Here is a 17,065-nt window from a genome sequence, read left to right on the forward strand (position 1 = left end):
ATGGCGCGCGACACCACCGACTTCCGACCCATCGAGAGCAAGGACGAACTTGTCGCCTATCTCGCCGAGGGTAACAAGCCGCGCGATAAATGGCGCATCGGCACCGAGCACGAGAAATTCCCCTTCTATGTCGACGGCAACGCGCCGGTGCCCTATGGCGGCGACCGCGGCATCCGCGCCATCCTCGAAGGCATGCAGCGCACGCTCGGCTGGGAACCCATCCTCGATGACGGCCGTATCATCGGCCTGGTCGAGCCGACCGGACAGGGCGCGATCTCGCTGGAGCCGGGCGGACAGTTCGAGCTTTCGGGCGCGCCGGTGGAAACCATTCACCAGACCTGCCGCGAGGGCAACGCGCATCTGGCGCAGCTGCGCGAGATCGCCGAGCCGCTCGGCATCCGATTCCTTGGCCTCGGCGGCAGCCCCAAGTGGCGCCTTTCCGAGACGCCGCGCATGCCCAAGTCGCGCTACGATATCATGACCGCCTATATGCCGAAGGTCGGCACCATGGGCCTCGACATGATGTACCGCACCTGCACGATCCAGGTTAACCTCGACTTCTCGTCCGAGACCGACATGCGCCGCAAGATGCAGGTCTCGCTGAAGTTGCAGCCGCTGGCCACCGCGCTGTTCGCCAACTCGCCCTTCACCGACGGCAAGCCCAACGGGCTGCAGAGCTGGCGCGGCGAGATCTGGAAGGACACCGACAACCAGCGCTCCGGCCTGCTGCCCTTCTGCTTCTCGCCGGAATTCGGTTTCGCCGATTATGTCGAATGGGCGCTGGATGTGCCGATGTACTTCGTCATCCGCGACGGCCGCTACCACGACATGACGCACATGACCTTCCGCCAGTTCATGGCCGGGGCGGCGCGCAACGAGGTCACGGACGGCATGCCCACCATCGGCGACTGGGCCAACCACCTTTCGACGCTGTTCCCCGACGTGCGGCTTAAGCGCTTCCTTGAAATGCGCGGCGCCGATGGCGGCCCGTGGCGGCGCATCTGCGCCCTGCCCGCCTTCTGGGTCGGCCTGCTCTATGACGATGAGGCGCTCGACGCCGCTGAGACGCTGACCGCCGACTGGACCTATGAGGAAGTGCTAGCCATGCGCAGCGCAGTGCCGGCCGAGGCCATCGCCACCCCGTTCCGCAACACGACGCTGCGCGAAGTCGCGCGCGACGTCCTGGCCATCTCGCGCATGGGCCTGAAGAACCGCAAGCGCCTGAACCGCGACGGCTTTGACGAAACCAACTTCCTCTCGACGCTCGACGAGGTCGTCGCCCGTGGCACCACCAGCGCGCAGGAGATGGTCACGGCCTATCACACGCGCTGGGGCGATTCGATCGAGCCGGTCTTCCTGGAATACGCATACTGAGGCGCCGGCCAGCGCCTCCAACAATCCGATAGGCGAGCACCCGGGTTTGGGTTAGGTTTCCTCGAAGCGACTGCTTCGAGGAGGATCGGCCATGGCTTCACTGTTCGATTTGCTGAACAATTCCCAGGACGGCAACGGCATGGAGGCGCTGGCGCGGCAGTTCAACCTGTCGATGCAGCAGACGCAGGCCGCGGTCGAAGCACTGCTGCCGGCCTTCTCGCAAGGGCTGAAGCAGAACACCTCCGATCCCTACGGGGTGGGCGCCTTCCTGCAGGCCATGACGAGCGGCCAGCACGCCAAATATTTCGACGATCCGTCCCACGCCTTCACGCCCGCCGGCATGGCGGAGGGCAACGGCATTCTCGGCCACCTGTTCGGCTCGAAAGACCTCTCGAAGGCCGTCGCCGCCAATGCCGCGGCCGCCAGCGGCGTCAGCCAGGAAGTGCTGAAGCAGATGCTGCCGGTGATTGCCTCGATGCTCATGGGTGGGCTGTTCCGGCAATCGACCGGGACGACGCAGGGTTCCGCGGCCGAAAATCCCTTTGCCCAGATGTTCGAGCACATGATGCGGCAGGGCGGAATGATGCCTGGCAGCCCGCCCCAGCAGGCGCAGTCGCCCAACCCAGCCAACAATCCGTTCGGACAGTTCATGGAGAGCATTTTCGGCTCCGGCGCCGCCCAGCAAGGCCGCACGTCGGCCCCGGAAAATCCGCTCGGGCAAATTTTTGAAAACATGTTCGGCGGCGGCGCGGCGAAGCAACCCGGCCCGGCCCAGTCGACGCCCGCCGACAACCCGTTCGGCAAGATGCTCGAGCAGATGTTCGGCAGCCACACCGCCCAGCCGCAGCCGGAACCGGAGACCAATCCGAGCGGCCGCCCGCGCAATCCCTATGACGACCTGTTCGGAAAAATGTTCGAAGCCGGCGCCAAGCAGCGCGACGAATACCAGAAGAGCGTCGAGCAGATCTTCGAGCAGTTCACCAAGGGCCTGAGCAAGTAGGCGAAAAGAAAAAGCCCGGTCCGCGAGGACCGGGCAGCGTGCAGGCAAGCCGGGGGGATACCGGCGGGAGTGGGAAGCCTGCAGAAACTCAAGCGATCCGACGGACCAGAACCTCGGCGCGGGTGCGTGCGATCGATCCAAGGCGCCTGGTCGGGTCGGAGCCGAACGACAGATCTGATACGCCATATAGGTCGGAACGGGTCAGACCGATATCGGCCAGTTCAGCATCAGTCATTTCTCCAAGGCGATAGAAATCGCGTCGATTTTTCCAGATGCGGTAAGTGTTAGTGACGATGTTCATCACGCGAGCGGCGAAAGCCGGCCGCGTGGCAAGCTCAATCGACTGGGGGGCGTGTTCGAACGTGATCATGGCACTTCTCCGCGAAACTATAGGCGCAGAAAAACCACCCGACGCGACGACGCATGATGCGCGCCGCGGCGTCTCGCCGGCGTTTTTCTCTGCTACCTGTGGACGTTCGAGAGTGTGCCTCGGTTGTATTGATTAATCCAACGAATGTTTTAAATCTCTATCATCAAACTCGATGATGGATGTCGCCATGTCCGCGCCGCTCGACCTCGACCAGTTGCAAACCTTCATCATGATCGCCGACACCGGCAGCTTCACCCGGGCGGCCGAAGAGGTGCACCGCACCCAATCGGCCGTTTCCATGCAGATGCGGCGGCTTGAGGAACGGATCGGCAAGCCGCTGTTCGAAAAGGACGGGCGCAACAACAAGCTGACCGAGGAAGGCGAGCGCCTGCTTTCCTACGCCCGGCGGCTGATCCACCTCAACCGCGAGACGCTCGCCGCCTTCGACGACCGGCGACTCGAAGGCACCATCCGCATCGGCACGCCCGATGACTATGCCGACCGCTTCCTGCCCGAGATCATGGCCCGCTTCGCCCGCTCCAATCCGCGCGTGGAACTGACGGTGATCTGCGAGCCGACCTACAATCTGGTCGAGCACATCAAGCGCGGCCATCTCGATCTTGCTCTGGTCACGCATAACGACCTGAGGGGCCAGTCGGAAGTAGTGCGCCGCGAGCCGCTGCTATGGGTCAGCTCGGCCAACCATGCCACGCATGAGCAGGAGATCCTGCCGATGGCCTTCGGCCGGCCGACCTGCATCTGGCGTCGCTCGGCCACCGATGTTCTGGACCGGATGCAGCGCGACTACCGTGTTTTGTTCTCGAGCTGGTCGGCCACAGTCATAACCGCGGCGGTTCTGTCGGGGCTGGCGATCTCGGTGTTGCCGGAATGTGCGCTGCGGCCCGGCATGCGCGTGCTCGGGGAGACTGATGGCTTCGGCGCCCTGCCCGACTGCAAGATCGGCATCATGCGCGGCCACACCGCCAGCGCCGACATCGTCGAAGCACTGGCCCGCCATATCGCCGAAAGCCTCGACAACATCTCGCGTCCGCCAGTGGAGGAAGCAGGCTCATTCGATTTCGCCGCGCTCGCGGCCGCGCGCGGCAAGCGGCTGAGGCCGGGCCACATCCTGCCCGGCTGGTAGAAGCGCGTTCAGCTTTGAGGAGGGCAGCAAGCCTGGCCTCCCGAGAACGAGACTTTCTAGAACCTGTCGATCACGCTGATGCCTATGCCGTCGAAACGGTCCATCAGTATCAGCGCCCCCGGCGCATCCTCAAGGCTGATGCGCTTGCCGATCAGCTTCTGCGGCGCCAGCTTGCCGGTTTCCAGCATGTCCATCAGCGCTTTGTAGCGGAAAGCCTGCATGCCGTGGCTGCCCAGTATCACCAGCTCATGGGCGATCACCTTGTCCATCGGGATCTGCGGCGTGGCGTGGTCGCCCAGCATCAGGCCAACCTGCACATGGCGCCCGCGCCTGCGCAGGTTTGCGATGGAGTTGAAGCAGGTCGAAGGATGGCCGAGCGCATCTATCGACACATGCACGCCGCCCTTGGTCAGCTCGCGCACCGCCTGGACGACGTCTTCCTTGGCGCCATTGACCGTGTGAACCGCACCTAGTTCGCGCGCGAAGTCCAGCTTGTCTTCAGTGATGTCGACGGCGATGACATTGGCGCCCATGGCGGTCGCAATCATGATCGCCGACAGGCCGACGCCGCCGCAGCCATGCACTGCCACCCACTCGCCCGGCAGCACCTTGGCCTGGTCGACAATGGCGCGGAACGAGGTGACGAAGCGGCAGCCGAGGCTCGCGGCGGTGGCGAAATCGAGCTCGTCGGGCAAGCGCACGAGATTGGTGTCGGCATAGTCGATGCCGACATATTCGGCGAACGAGCCCCAGGCGGTGAAGCCCGGCTGGAACTGCTGCTCGCAGACCTGGTGATTGCCCGAATTGCATTCGTGGCAACGGCCGCAGCCGGCCACGAAGGGCACCGTCACGCGGTCACCCACGCGCCATTGGGTGACCTGGCGGCCGACCGCCTGGATCGTGCCGGCCAGTTCGTGGCCGGGCACATGCGGCAGCACGATGTCGGAATCGTGCCCCATCCAGCCGTGCCAGTCGCTGCGGCAAAGGCCCGTGGCCTCAACCTTGATGACCACGCCATCGGTCGATGGCGTCGGATCGGGAACGTTGCGGATGCTCGGCGGTTCGCGGAAATGTTCGAACAGAACGGCTTTCATCAGCGCTACTCCCTGGGGGCTAGGTACAGTCCCTCCAGCGCTACCGCTTTCCGCCGCGGATGACCAGCACGTTCCCCAGTGCGACCAGCAAAAGCCCGCCGATGGCATAAAGGGTCCAGACGTAGCCTTCGAACACCGTCGAGACCAGAAGCGCCAAGATCGGGAACATGACGGTGGCATAGCCCGCGCGCGCCGCGCCGATGCGGCCAAGCAGCGTCAGATAGGCGGCAAAGGCTATCACGGTGGAGATGACCGCCAGGAACACTAGCGAGGCGATGTAAGGCACGGTCATTGCGAAGATGAAGGGCTTTCCCATCATGAGCGCGAGGAACGTCGCCCAGATCGTGCCGTAGAGCATGCCCCAGGCACTGGTGGAGATCAGCGGCAGGCCGCGCTTCTGGTTGGAGGCCGAAACCAGATTGCCGAGGCAGAAGCTGAAGGTGCCGCAGACGCAAAGCAGAAGCCCGGTCAGCGTGTTGCCGGACAGGCCATGCGCGGCGATCTCGGGGAAGAACATCAGCGCAATGCCGCCAAAGCCCATCAGGCCGCCAAGCAAGATCTTCGGCGCCGGCCGCTCGCGCATCACCACCGCGCCAAGCAGCATGTTGATCACCGAGGCGAGCGAAAACACCACCGAGAGCAGGCCGCTGACTAGATAGGTGGCGCCATAGTAGAAAAAGACGAAGTTTGACGAGAAGATCAGCACGCCCAGCGCCACGAAGCGCAGATGGTCGGCGAGCGGAAAGCGCAGCTGCCGGCCGCTCAGAACCACCCAGACGAACATCAGCACCGTAGCGATGGCAAAACGCCAGACGAGGTTGACCTCGGGCGACACCCCCGCCCCCACCTGCAGCGAGATGGCGAACCACGACACGCTCCACGCCAGAACGGTGAGCACATAGAGCCCGTAATCGAGCGGCTGGAAGGGTTGGTCGATCGAAACCGGCTTTGGGGAGGATGCGATGATTTCGGTCCGTGCGTTCATGCGCATGGCCTACGCCCATGCCGGAAAAGGGTCCATCCAATTCTTCTGATCTACCTATGAGCGCTTGTGATGTTAGCGCCGACGGGCTTGACCCTCGGCCACCGGGCGCGCACCAATCGCGCCATGAGCGATTTCTTCCCCGAATCGAATGAGCCCCAGCCCAAGGGGAACGTCGCCGAATATACGGTGAGCGAGATTTCCGGCGCCCTGAAGCGCGCGGTCGAAGACCAGTTCGGCCATGTGCGCGTGCGCGGCGAGATCTCCGGTTATCGCGGCCCGCACTCCTCCGGCCATGCCTATTTCAGCCTGAAGGACGACCGCGCCCGCATCGAGGCGGTGGTGTGGAAAGGCACCATGAGCCGCCTGAAATTCCGTCCGGAAGAGGGGATGGAGGTGATCGCCACCGGCAAGCTCACCACCTATCCGGGCTCCTCGAAATACCAGATCGTCATCGACAATCTGGAGCCGGCCGGCGCCGGCGCGCTGATGGCGCTTTTGGAAGAGCGCAAGCGCAGGCTGGCGGCAGAGGGCCTGTTCGATACCGCGCGCAAGCGCGCCCTGCCCTACATGCCGCTGGTGCTGGGCGTCATCACCTCGCCGACCGGCGCGGTCATCCGCGACATCATCCACCGAATCACCGACCGTTTCCCGCTGCATGTCGTGGTCTGGCCGGTGCGCGTGCAGGGCGAAACCTCGGGCGCCGAGGTGACGGCCGCCGTACAGGGTTTTAACGCCCTGCCCCACGACGGTCCGGTCCGACGACCCGATCTCCTGATCGTGGCACGCGGCGGCGGCAGCCTCGAAGACCTCTGGGGCTTCAACGACGAGGCGCTGGCGCGCGCCGTTGCCGCTTCCGACATCCCCGTCATCTCCGCTGTCGGCCACGAAACCGACTGGACGCTGGTGGATTTCGTGGCGGACGTCCGCGCCCCGACCCCGACGGGTGCCGCCGAAATCGCCGTTCCGGTGAAAGCCGACCTTGAAGCCACCCTTGCCAATCTCGGCGCGCGCCTCAAGGGCTGCATGACGCGCCTTTTCGATCGCAAGCGGCAATCCCTGCGCGCTGCATCGCGCGCCTTGCCGACGCCCGACCAGTTGCTTGCCCTGCCCCGCCGCCACTTCGACGAAGTGACCAGCCGCCTCGGCCGCGCGCTCGACGTCAGCACCGAGCGCAAGCGCGCACGCTTCCTCGCCGTTCGCCTTTCGCCGGCCACGCTCGAACGGCGCATGGCCGAAACCCGGCGCATCGCCGACCGCGACATGGCCCGCGCCTTTGCCGCGCTGCGCGCCATCCTGCGCGAGCGACGCCTGCGGCTCGATCGAGCCGCGCAGCGTCTCAGTCCGCAGCCGCTTCTGCGCCGGCAGAAGCAATTTTCCGACGCGCTCTCTGCCCTGCAACGCCGCCTCGATCACGCGACCATCTTGCGGCTCGAGCGGCTGCGCGGCCGCGTTAGTCAGGCCGAGAGGCTGCTTGCCACGCTCTCGCACCAGTCCATTCTGGAGCGCGGCTTTGCGCTGGTGACCGATGCCGAGGGCGTGCTGGTGAAGCGCGCGGCCGAGGTGGCGCCGCATGCCGCCTTGTCACTGCGTTTCGCCGATGGCGAGATCAATGCCATTGCCACCGACGGCGCACACCGCCCCAAGCCGCAGGCCAAGGCAGCCAAGCCCAAAGACTCCGGCAAGCAGGGCTCGCTGTTCTAGAGCATGATCCCAAACCGGAGGTCCGCGTCAGCGAAAAGTTGCAGACTTTTCGGACAAGATCATGCCCCAAGGAAACGCAAGCCTTGGCTCGTGACTTTCAGGTTGCGACCGAAAGGCCGGAACGGGTAACACTGCTCATCCCATAGAAAGGGGCTGACGACCGTCGAGGGGTCGTCCCCATGCCTCGTAAACCGGAACACTGGAAAAGAGACTGCACATGGACATCACCAAGGAAACTGCGGCCCTTCTCGGAAGGCTTGGCGTGAATACCGACAGCATCGTGGGCGGCGACCTTGCGGTCCACAGCCCGGTCACCGGCGAGAAGATCGCCGCGCTGAAGTCGATGTCGAGCGCCGAGGCCATCCAGGCCATCGAGCAGGCCCATGAGGCCTTCAAGGCCTGGCGCCTGGTGCCGGCGCCCAAGCGCGGCGAACTGGTGCGCCTGCTGGGCGAGGAACTGCGCGCCGCCAAGGCCGATCTCGGCCGTCTGGTCTCCATCGAAGTCGGCAAGATCCCGTCGGAAGGCCTCGGCGAAGTGCAGGAAATGATCGACATCTGCGATTTCGCCGTCGGTCTTTCGCGCCAGCTCTACGGCCTCACCATCGCCACCGAGCGTCCCGGCCACCGCATGATGGAGACCTGGCACCCGCTGGGCGTCGTCGGCGTCATTTCGGCGTTCAACTTCCCGGTCGCCGTCTGGTCGTGGAATGCGGCGCTGGCGCTCGTCTGCGGCGACTCAGTCGTCTGGAAGCCGTCGGAAAAGACCCCGCTGACCGCGCTTGCCTGCGAGGCGATCTTCGCCCGCGCGGTAAAGCGTTTTGGCGCCGATGCGCCCGCCGGCCTGCTCAAGGTTCTGATCGGCGACCGCGCCATCGGCGAAGCACTGGTCGACAATCCGAAGGTTCCGCTCGTCTCGGCCACCGGCTCGACCCGCATGGGCCGCGAAGTCGGTCCGCGCCTTGCCAGGCGCTTTGCTCGCTCCGTCCTGGAACTCGGCGGCAACAACGCCGGCATCGTCTGCCCCTCGGCTGACCTCGACATGGCGCTGCGTGCCATCGCCTTCGGCGCCATGGGCACCGCGGGCCAGCGCTGCACCACGCTGCGCCGCCTGTTCGTGCACGAAAGCGTCTATGACGCCATCGTCCCCCGCCTGAGGAAGGCCTATGAGAGCGTCTCGGTGGGCAGCCCGCTCGAGACCAGCGCGCTGGTCGGCCCGCTGATCGACAAGCCCGCCTTCGACAACATGCAGAAGGCGCTCACTGAGGCCAAGTCGCATGGCGGCGCCGTCACCGGCGGCGCGCGCGTCGAGAACGGCAATGACGCGGCCTATTACGTCCGTCCGGCGCTGGTCGAGATGCCGGGCCAGGTCGGCCCCGTGCTCGAAGAAACCTTCGCGCCGATCCTCTACGTGATGAAGTACAGCGACTTCGACAGCGTGCTCGCTCAGCACAATGCCGTCGGCGCTGGCCTCTCCTCCTCGATCTTCACCCGCGACATCCAGGAATCCGAGCGCTTCCTGAGCGCCGACGGCTCCGACTGCGGCATCGCCAACGTCAATATCGGCACTTCGGGCGCCGAGATCGGCGGTGCGTTCGGTGGCGAGAAGGAAACCGGCGGCGGCCGCGAATCCGGTTCGGACGCCTGGAAGGCCTATATGCGCCGCGCCACCAATACGGTGAACTATTCCAACGCGCTGCCGCTGGCGCAGGGCGTGTCCTTCGACATCGACTGACGAACACGTTACCGGCTGCCGCCGGCAATTTATGCAACACAAACAAAGCCTCGCGCCCAGCGCGGGGCTTTTTTCATGTGCCGCCTGTCGGCACCGCATGGCCAAGGCTCAACGCAAGGTGAACGCGTTCAGGGTGGACCCTGCGTTTGGATGGGTGCATTGTGCCCGCGCGGCAGCAGAGGGCATTGCCGATACTTCGGGGGACACCGAAGGGAGAGCCCAATGTGTTACAGCCAACAATATCTAACGTCGGACGACATGGCCAAAATCGAGCGCGTCCTGACGCAGGCCGGCTTCCACAAATCGGAAACAGCGTCGGGAATGGACAAGGATGCAGCAAGCTTCCTCGCCCGCGAGTTTCAGGACGGAGTGACGAATGAGGCTGATCTGGCCCTGTCGCTCGAAAGATATCTGACGAGACGGGCATCATGGCGGGCCGCACCCGGCAGCGCCAATTCGAGCCGCAAGGTAGAGCTGAAACCCGTCTCCAAAGCGTCTGCGCAACAAATCTGACTAGTGAACCCTGGCCCGCTCCGGGAGGCCCGATACCGTGAACCGTGTCGGGCATCATCCTTGGGCCGCACGTGCCAAACCGGCCCCACCTTCCCTTACGGTATTTTTCTATTTTCTAATGGAACCGAACGGAGCGCCTCGCGTTGTTTGTGTTCCAACTAGGCGCATTGGTGGCGGGGGCCACCGCAAAGCCCGTCGTCTCAGCCGAGACGGCGGGCTTTTGCTATCGGAAGCAAGGGCGCACCCCGCGCGGCGGATTGAAGAAAATCATGGCCGCTCTAGCTGATCTAGCGTGCGAGGGGCACCCCAAGGAGGAAATCATGATTGGCAAAATGATTCTTGCGGCTTCACTCGTTGCCGCCTTCAGCATGCCCGCATTTGCAGCGAACGAATACTGGGTCGCAAAGGACCCGTCGACAAAGAAGTGCTCGGTCGTCAGTCAGAAGCCGGACGGCAAGAAGATGATGGACGCCGGAACCAAGATGTATGCGAGCCAGGCAAATGCAGAAAGAGCGATGAAGGAACTCGCTGCCTGCAAGTGAGCGCAGAGGATACCCCAAGAGCCCGCTTCGGCGAACCGAGGCGGGCTCTGTTTTGCGCTTGGCCTCGAAGTTGCCCGCGAGAACTGCACTTGGGTGGGTCAGTATCAGTTAGTTTCTGGCGCCCAATGCCAGGCGGCAGGCCAAACCTGCGAAGACTGTCGCCAGAAGATACTGCGGCAGCTTCGTGAACCGGGCCAAACCGGTAACCCGACTGCGGATATGTCCGCTCAGCAGGACAACCGAGCCATTCACGACAAAGCCGATTCCATTAAGCACGGTAGCCAGAACCAGCATTTGCACCGTAAGCGACCCTGCCTCTGGCCGTACAAACTGAGGAAACAGCGCCAGGACGAAGAGGGCCATTTTCGGATTTAGAAGATTTGTTGCTAATCCTTCGCCAAGAATCCGCTTCATTGAGAATCGTTTCAGGGCCGACGTGGGGGAGAAATTCGGGCCCTCAGACCGAATGGTTTTCCAAGCTAGATACATCAAATACGCGCAGCCAGCCCAGCGAATGACTTCGTATGCCATTGGCACTGCAACAAAGAGCTGAGAGAGTCCCAACGCTGCTGCGAGGGCATGGCAGTATGTGCCGAGTGCTATCCCGGCATAGGTCAGGAACCCTGCGGCTTTCCCTTGGCTTATGCTGCGCGAAGCAATGAGAAGCATGTCGGGTCCGGGTGTGGCTGTGAGCACTACACACGCGGCGGCAAAGAGCATGATCGTGGAGAAATCCGGCATATCGTTTTCCTTCGAGTTGGCCGGAATTCCGATCTATCAAAATCCATGGAGACGGCAAGTCGGAACTGATGAGAGACCCACTAGCACGAAACGCAAAAAGGTCCGCCCCGGCGAACCGAAGCGGTCGGCGGCTTCAGACAGGCAGAAATTAGCTCAATCGGGCTAAGGCAGGCTGGCTCTGGTCGTACCGCGAGTCATCTCGGGAAAAGCGGCATCGTCGCGGCTACTCCCTTACATGCCTTTACATTGGCGCGATTGCCTAATCCAGAGATTGCGTCCTAAGCAGAGACATGCGCTCGGGCTAGCTGGCGCATGGCGAATTCCTTGGACATAATTATCCCGCAATGCATCCCCACTTGTTCGTTCTGTTGGCCGAGCGAGAGATTGCAGGGAGGGCGCGTGTCGTCGTTTGCCTTAGCTGACGCTGCAGCTATCGCTTTGCGCTTGGTTCGTAGCGGTAAGCAACATTCCGATCCGCTAAACGGGAGAACGGCCGGGGAGATTTTCGAGTACCTAACCGCGCCGATATATTCCCCCCCAGACCCGGTGGCCATCGCCACGATATTCCGACGCAATGCTCGAAGTTTCGGCCAGGCCCGGCATGTCGCGTCGATCGTTACATCGTCGCTCATCAAGGCCGGGATGAGCCGACGAGCCGCAGTGGCGTCGCACGGAACGATGATGGCTGCGGCCATTCTGTTGCCGGTTTAGGGCAGCGGTTTTTTTGCGCGCCCCAAAAGTCGCCTAGGTCAAAGCTGCTGCCGATTTCCTGCACCAGAAGCGCACAAGTCGAACACGCCATTCTTTTCGAAAGCTGGTCTGGAAACTCGATCGCCGTCAGGTCGATTTCCGTAAGGTTTTCGCATTTGCAGATGCGTGATGCGCCGGGCACTGCGGCGACGATCGCTTGGGCGACTATCAGCGGGAGAAAGGAATGGTACCGTTGGCTGGGATCGAACCAGCGACCTCCGGATCCACAATCCGGCGCTCTAACCATCTGAGCTACAACGGCACGCCATCTGGTGAGGCGTCCAATAAGGACAAACGGCGGACATTTCAAGCCACTTAAACGCTGTTTGCCGGGTCATTTTGACCACATATCCCCAAAAGCCCGCAAACCCGGCGAAAATGCCCGCAAAAAAGAAAAAGACCGGCGGGAGGAGGAGCCGGTCTTTTCCGATGCAGCGCCAGCGGGAGGAGCTGGCTTAGGCCCGAAGGCGGAGGGAGGAGGTTCCGCAATCGGGTATTTTAGGCAAAGCCGCTATCAGGCGACCTTGAGTTCCTTCAGCGTCTTCTGGAAGACGTCCTTGAACGGCTTGGTCACGTCCTCGGCAGCCTTGGTCGAAACGGCCTGGAAATCCTTGGCCTGCTCGACCGCGGTCTCGAAACGCTGACGCAGGAAAGCGGTCTGCAGCTCGAACAGCTCCGACAGCGACTTGGCGCCGACCAGGGATTCGAGATGGGCAAAGCCGGCCTCGGCATTGCTGCGCAGGTTGGTGATCGCCTTCAGCGACAGGTCGCCGCCGGCATTGCGGGCGGTTTCGAACGTCGTCTCGAGGGCCTTCTGGGCTTCCTCGGCGCCGGTCTTCAGCTTGGCATAGGCTTCCTTCGACTGCTCGACGCCCTTTTCGGCAAAGGCGCGGAACTGGTCGGAGGCCTTCGAGGCGTCGAAGGTCGGGAATTCGGCATTCTCTGTAAATTCTGCGGTCTTGGCGGCAGTCTTGGACATATTTTGATCCTTTACAGGGGACAGTCCTTCGGAGGGCATGTCTCGTTCATGCATGGCGTCTATATAGTTCGGGTCATTGTGCATTGCAACATAAATATTGCACTGCAGCAAAAGTTAAAGCGCGTTAACCAAATGCCCAGTTTCCGCTCGTCACACGCGCTGATTTCTGGACGTTTGAGCCGGCCGCTTGATATTAACGAAGGATTAACTGCGGGGAATCCGTCTCCGCGGGGAAGGTCTAGGAACGCATGCCGTCAGCCTCGTATTCGTTCATCGATGTCGCGATCCTCGCCGACGTAAGACAGCGTTTTGCCGCCGGCGACGCGCTGGTCATCCTTGCGACGGATCTCGACCAGGTGATCTGGGCAAACGGACCGGGTGCGGCCCTGCTCGGCTATCCGGACATCGAGACGGCGGTTGGCGAGGAGCCGGGCCTTTCCATTGCCGCGCGCCGGCAGATCATGGCGACGAGCGGCTTTCCGCATATCGGCCGCGACCGCAGCCTTATGGTGCGCCTCGCCTCGGGAATCACCAGTCTTGCCGTCAATTGCCTGGCGAGCGCGCTTGTCCTGCCCGACGGCGAGGACGCGATCCTGCTTGCCGTTCCGGCTGCACAAGGCGGTGGCCGCAGCGAAAACGAGATTGCCGAGCGCGCTATTGGCGGGCTGGACGGCCACGGCCAGTTCGCTGCCTTCGTCGGCAAGGACGGGGTGATCGACGCTGCCTCCGAAGGGTTCGAGGCGCTGGGAATCGCGCCGCAGACATTGTCGGAACTGACCGCCGAAGTGGGCATGGCGCGTGACCGCGTGGTCAAGCGCATGATTCGCAGTGGCAAGGGCCTGCTGCCCGCGGGAATCGCCCGGCTGGCCGATTCGCCGGCGCGGCACCTGCTCATCGTCGTGGACGAGGACCAGCTTGCGGCCGAAGAGGCAAAGCCCGCCGAACCTGAGGCCCCGCAGGCAGTAGTCGATACCGTGCTGCCGGTCGCCGAATCGGATCACGCCACCAGCGAAGCGCCGCGGCCTGAGCCCGAGGCTGAAGAACAACGGGTCGCTAAGGCAGAATCACAGATCGAATCGGAAGAACCGCGGATCGAGTCCTCGGAGCCTGACGCGGCGACGGTCGAGCAGCCGGAGCTTGTCGCGAACCCGACCCAGGAAGCAGAGTCTGTCGCGGCGCCGGTTGAGGAGGCTGAACTGGCTGCGGTCGAGCCGACCGAGATGGACGCGGCGCCGATCGAAGAACCCGCGCCCGACGAGGACAAGAGCGCCGCCGAATCGGCGAGCGAGCCGGACGCAGCAACGACCGCGCCCAGGCCGACCGGCGAGCCCACGCAGGGCCATCACGACCGCTGGTATTTCAGCGCAGAAGAAGAGGCTCCCGGCGCGCCTGCCCCCTCTGCGGCAGTTGCGCCTGCGCCAACCTTCAAGCCGAACCGTTCCCTGCCTGCCGTGCGCTTCGTGTGGCGCACCGATGCGGAGGGGCGCTTCAGCGAGATTTCCAGGGAATTTGCGGAAGCGGTTGGCGCGCATGCCGCCGACGTCGTCGGCCGGCGCTTTCGCGATGTCGCCATGGCCTTCGGGCTAGATCCGTCGGGCGAGATTTCCGACCTGCTCGAACGCCGCGACACCTGGTCGGGGCGTTCGGTGCTGTGGCCGCTTGCCGGCACCGAGCTGAAAGTTCCGGTCGACCTCGCCGCCCTGCCCGTCTATGGCCGCGACCGCAATTTCGAAGGTTTTCGTGGGTTTGGCGTCGCGCGGCGGGCGGAAGCCGTGCCGGATCCGGAAAAGCTCGGGCTGGTGCTCGTGCCCGGCAGCGCGATGCCGAAGGTCGAAAGACATTCCACCCTTCCGGTCGAGGCCCACAGTGACGAGCCCGCGACCGACCCGTTCCAGGGCGAAGTTCCCGTACTTGCCATTGAGCCCAAGCCCGACCGCCGTTTCAGCGACAAGGTGATCCGCCTTGCCGAGCATCGCCCGGCGGGCGAAAAGGGACTATCGCCTGTCGAGCGCAGCGCCTTCCGCGAGATCGGCGAGCGCCTGAAGAAAAACGGCGACGAGAGCAAGGCCAACGGTCAGCCGACCGCTGAATCAGATAACTCGACCAAGTCGCCGGAAGCAGCCCCGCCTCCGAGCGAGCAGGCGCCCTTGGCCACCGAATCTGTCGAGGCCTCGCAGCCGCTTGAAGAAAAGGCTGTCGAGCCGGTCACCAGCGAGGGCGCCGAGCCCGTCGCGGCTGCCGATGAAAAGCCCGTCGAGGAAGCTACTTCCGCCGCAACAGCGGAACCGGCCGCCGCCGAAGCCAAGCCTGCTGCCAAGCCGGCTCCCGAACTGAAGCGCGAAGGCTTCCTGCCGTCGGCCTTTGCCCCCGGCGACCAAAAGCTGCCGAGCGACACCTCGATCCTCGAAAAACTGCCGGTGCCGGTGCTGATCCACTCCGGCGACGTACTCCATTACGCCAACGGAGAATTCCTGACGCTGACCGGCTATGCCTCGGTCGAGCAGCTTGCCGAGGCCGGCGGGCTCGATGCGCTGTTTGCCGACAGCTATGCCGACGACACCGAGGCGCCGCACCACGATCTCAGGCTGCGCACGGGCGACGGACTGGAATTCCCCATCGAGGCGCTGTTGCGCTCGGTGCCGTGGCAGGGCCGCAAGGCGCTGATGCTTGTGGTTCGTCGCACCGGCGAAGAGGAAGTGGCCGAGGTCGCGCCAACCCTTCAAGCGCCCAGCGAAGCGGAGCTTCACGCCCGCATCGCCGAGATGCGCACCATTATCGACACCGCCACCGACGGCGTGGTGCTGATCGACAAGGAAGCCACCATCCGCTCCATCAGCCGGCCGGCGGAGGCGCTCTTTGCCCTCGACAGCGACGAGGCGGCGGGAAAACCCTTCGTCTCGCTGTTTGCCATGGAAAGCCAGCGCGCCGTGCGCGACTATCTCAATGGCCTTTCGGAACATGGCGTCGCCAGCGTGCTCAATGACGGGCGCGAAGTGATCGGCCGCGAAGCCGAGGGCCGCTTCATCCCGCTGTTCATGACCATCGGGCGCCTGCCCAATGACAGCGGCTATTGCGCCGTGGTGCGCGACATCACCCAGTGGAAGCGCGCCGAGGAGGAACTCACCCAGGCGCGCGCCATGGCCGAGCGCGCCTCCTCGCAGAAGACCGATTTCCTGGCCCGCGTCAGCCATGAGATCCGCACGCCGCTCAACGCCATCATCGGCTTTTCCGAGTTGATGGTGGACGAAAAATTCGGCCCGATCGCCAACGATCGCTATCGCGACTACCTGCGCGACATCAAGCGCTCGGGCAACCACGTGCTCGACCTGGTGAACGACCTGCTCGACATTTCCAAGATCGAGGCCGGCCAGCAGGAGATGGCCTATGAGGCGGTGTCGCTCAACGACGCGCTGGCCGAAACGGTTGCCATGATGCAGCCGCAGGCCAATCGCGAGCGGGTCATCATCCGCTCCAGCTTCGCCTCGAAACTGCCCGACGTGGTGGCCGACCTGCGCAGCGTGCGCCAGATCGCGCTCAACATCCTGTCTAATGCCGTGCGTTACACCCAGGCCGGCGGCCAGGTCATCGTCTCGACCGCCTATGAGACCAGCGGCGACATCGTCATGCGGGTGCGCGATACCGGCATCGGCATGACGCAGGCCGAGATCGAGCAGGCCCTAAAACCCTTCAAGCAGATCAATTCGCTGAAGCGCCCGCGCGGCGACGGCACCGGGCTCGGCCTGCCGCTGACCAAGGCGATGGTCGAAGCCAACCGCGCCCGCTTCATCATCACCTCGACGCCCGGCGAAGGCACGCTTGTCGAGGTTGCGTTCCCGTCGACGCGGGTGCTGGCGGAGTAGAGGCAGGCGAAATCGTCTGCTTTGCGGGCGCGCCTGCCGCGCCTGCTGAATCGCATGCCCACCTAGCCGGCTCGACACCCTGCCTGAGACTCCTCAGGCAGTCTGGCGACGTTGCTTCATCAACGGACAAAATGTCGCTCGCCAACGCCGCTTGGCGAGGCTCGGCCGTCAAACCATTGAAAAGCTGTCTCCTTTTGTCCACTTTAGAACAATTCCAAACTATTGAAATCATTAGTGTTTGGATTGATCTGACCCGTCATCTGGTCCACAAGTTGATCGG

13 protein-coding genes and 1 tRNA gene are annotated in these 17,065 nt (G+C 63.6%); 8 read left to right on the plus strand and 6 right to left on the minus strand.

Translation table 11 applies throughout. The features are described from left to right. Both M2281_RS04355 and M2281_RS04360 read left to right on the plus strand, forming a co-directional pair. Entirely contained in the window at nucleotides 1-1,374 is a 1,374-nt protein-coding gene (locus M2281_RS04355) for a glutamate--cysteine ligase (RefSeq protein ID WP_280819868.1), read from the plus strand. A 91-nt stretch (nucleotides 1,375-1,465) separates the two neighbouring features. Next, nucleotides 1,466-2,374 carry a DUF937 domain-containing protein gene (locus M2281_RS04360; protein ID WP_280819869.1) on the plus strand — a complete coding sequence of 303 codons (909 nt, stop codon included), beginning with the start codon at nucleotides 1,466-1,468 and terminating at the stop codon, nucleotides 2,372-2,374. Nucleotides 2,375-2,462: 88 nt separating this feature from the next. Here the strand turns inward: M2281_RS04360 and M2281_RS04365 are convergent, their stop codons facing one another. Then, nucleotides 2,463-2,744: a DUF1127 domain-containing protein gene (locus M2281_RS04365; RefSeq protein WP_280819870.1), complete on the minus strand. Its 282-nt coding sequence runs from the start codon at nucleotides 2,742-2,744 to the stop codon at nucleotides 2,463-2,465. 187 nt (nucleotides 2,745-2,931) lie between these two features. Between M2281_RS04365 and M2281_RS04370 the strand changes: the two genes are divergently transcribed. Then, nucleotides 2,932-3,888, plus strand: coding sequence for a LysR substrate-binding domain-containing protein (locus M2281_RS04370; protein ID WP_280819871.1), 957 nt, complete (start codon nucleotides 2,932-2,934; stop codon nucleotides 3,886-3,888). 56 nt (nucleotides 3,889-3,944) lie between these two features. Here M2281_RS04370 and M2281_RS04375 read toward each other — a convergent pair whose 3' ends face one another. Beyond that, nucleotides 3,945-4,982, minus strand: a complete 1,038-nt coding sequence (locus M2281_RS04375) for a zinc-dependent alcohol dehydrogenase family protein (protein ID WP_280819872.1) — start codon at nucleotides 4,980-4,982, stop codon at nucleotides 3,945-3,947. A 40-nt stretch (nucleotides 4,983-5,022) separates the two neighbouring features. Then, nucleotides 5,023-5,967, minus strand: coding sequence for a DMT family transporter (locus M2281_RS04380; protein WP_280819873.1), 945 nt, complete (start codon nucleotides 5,965-5,967; stop codon nucleotides 5,023-5,025). Between the two features lie 123 nt (nucleotides 5,968-6,090). On the opposite strand from M2281_RS04380, the gene xseA reads away from it, so the two are divergent. The 4 genes from xseA (at nucleotide 6,091) to M2281_RS04400 (ending at nucleotide 10,455) form a co-directional block, all read left to right on the plus strand. After that, the gene (gene xseA, locus M2281_RS04385; RefSeq protein WP_280821110.1) at nucleotides 6,091-7,668 is read left to right on the plus strand and encodes an exodeoxyribonuclease VII large subunit; all 1,578 of its coding nucleotides are present in this window, start codon (nucleotides 6,091-6,093) and stop codon (nucleotides 7,666-7,668) included. A 217-nt stretch (nucleotides 7,669-7,885) separates the two neighbouring features. Further along, nucleotides 7,886-9,400 (plus strand): L-piperidine-6-carboxylate dehydrogenase, encoded by a 1,515-nt coding sequence (gene amaB, locus M2281_RS04390; protein WP_280819874.1) that lies wholly within the window; start codon nucleotides 7,886-7,888, stop codon nucleotides 9,398-9,400. A gap of 222 nt (nucleotides 9,401-9,622) precedes the next feature. After that, entirely contained in the window at nucleotides 9,623-9,913 is a 291-nt protein-coding gene (locus tag M2281_RS04395) for a hypothetical protein (RefSeq protein WP_280819875.1), read from the plus strand. A gap of 143 nt (nucleotides 9,914-10,056) precedes the next feature. Continuing rightward, nucleotides 10,057-10,455, plus strand: coding sequence for a hypothetical protein (locus M2281_RS04400; protein WP_280819876.1), 399 nt, complete (start codon nucleotides 10,057-10,059; stop codon nucleotides 10,453-10,455). Nucleotides 10,456-10,563: 108 nt separating this feature from the next. Here M2281_RS04400 and M2281_RS04405 read toward each other — a convergent pair whose 3' ends face one another. The 3 genes from M2281_RS04405 to M2281_RS04415 all read right to left on the minus strand — a co-directional run bounded on the left by M2281_RS04405 (nucleotide 10,564) and on the right by M2281_RS04415 (nucleotide 12,925). Then, nucleotides 10,564-11,196, minus strand: a complete 633-nt coding sequence (locus M2281_RS04405) for a LysE family translocator (protein WP_280819877.1) — start codon at nucleotides 11,194-11,196, stop codon at nucleotides 10,564-10,566. Between the two features lie 935 nt (nucleotides 11,197-12,131). After that, nucleotides 12,132-12,208 (minus strand) — tRNA-His (locus M2281_RS04410). A 252-nt stretch (nucleotides 12,209-12,460) separates the two neighbouring features. Continuing rightward, nucleotides 12,461-12,925 (minus strand): phasin, encoded by a 465-nt coding sequence (locus M2281_RS04415; RefSeq protein WP_280819878.1) that lies wholly within the window; start codon nucleotides 12,923-12,925, stop codon nucleotides 12,461-12,463. Nucleotides 12,926-13,173: 248 nt separating this feature from the next. Here M2281_RS04415 and M2281_RS04420 point away from each other — a divergent pair, with 248 nt between their 5' ends. Next, nucleotides 13,174-16,785 (plus strand): PAS domain S-box protein, encoded by a 3,612-nt coding sequence (locus M2281_RS04420; RefSeq protein ID WP_280819879.1) that lies wholly within the window; start codon nucleotides 13,174-13,176, stop codon nucleotides 16,783-16,785. Nucleotides 16,786-17,065 lie beyond the last annotated feature (280 nt).

Origin of the sequence: Pseudaminobacter soli (ex Li et al. 2025), assembly GCF_029892515.1 — a bacterium.
Classification (GTDB): Bacteria; Pseudomonadota; Alphaproteobacteria; order Rhizobiales; family Rhizobiaceae; genus Pseudaminobacter; species Pseudaminobacter soli_A.

What these genes read in the sequence shown, in the direction of transcription:
- M2281_RS04360 (WP_280819869.1), top strand. Translation starts at nt 1,466, where the DNA reads ATGGCTTCACTGTTCGATTTGCTGAACAATTCCCAGGACGGCAACGGC.
- M2281_RS04365 (WP_280819870.1), bottom strand. Translation starts at nt 2,744, where the DNA reads ATGATCACGTTCGAACACGCCCCCCAGTCGATTGAGCTTGCCACGCGG.
- xseA (WP_280821110.1), top strand. Translation starts at nt 6,091, where the DNA reads ATGAGCGATTTCTTCCCCGAATCGAATGAGCCCCAGCCCAAGGGGAAC.
- M2281_RS04370 (WP_280819871.1), top strand. Translation starts at nt 2,932, where the DNA reads ATGTCCGCGCCGCTCGACCTCGACCAGTTGCAAACCTTCATCATGATC.
- M2281_RS04375 (WP_280819872.1), bottom strand. Translation starts at nt 4,982, where the DNA reads ATGAAAGCCGTTCTGTTCGAACATTTCCGCGAACCGCCGAGCATCCGC.
- M2281_RS04420 (WP_280819879.1), top strand. Translation starts at nt 13,174, where the DNA reads ATGCCGTCAGCCTCGTATTCGTTCATCGATGTCGCGATCCTCGCCGAC.
- M2281_RS04355 (WP_280819868.1), top strand. Translation starts at nt 1, where the DNA reads ATGGCGCGCGACACCACCGACTTCCGACCCATCGAGAGCAAGGACGAA.
- amaB (WP_280819874.1), top strand. Translation starts at nt 7,886, where the DNA reads ATGGACATCACCAAGGAAACTGCGGCCCTTCTCGGAAGGCTTGGCGTG.
- M2281_RS04405 (WP_280819877.1), bottom strand. Translation starts at nt 11,196, where the DNA reads ATGCCGGATTTCTCCACGATCATGCTCTTTGCCGCCGCGTGTGTAGTG.
- M2281_RS04380 (WP_280819873.1), bottom strand. Translation starts at nt 5,967, where the DNA reads ATGAACGCACGGACCGAAATCATCGCATCCTCCCCAAAGCCGGTTTCG.
- M2281_RS04395 (WP_280819875.1), top strand. Translation starts at nt 9,623, where the DNA reads ATGTGTTACAGCCAACAATATCTAACGTCGGACGACATGGCCAAAATC.
- M2281_RS04415 (WP_280819878.1), bottom strand. Translation starts at nt 12,925, where the DNA reads ATGTCCAAGACTGCCGCCAAGACCGCAGAATTTACAGAGAATGCCGAA.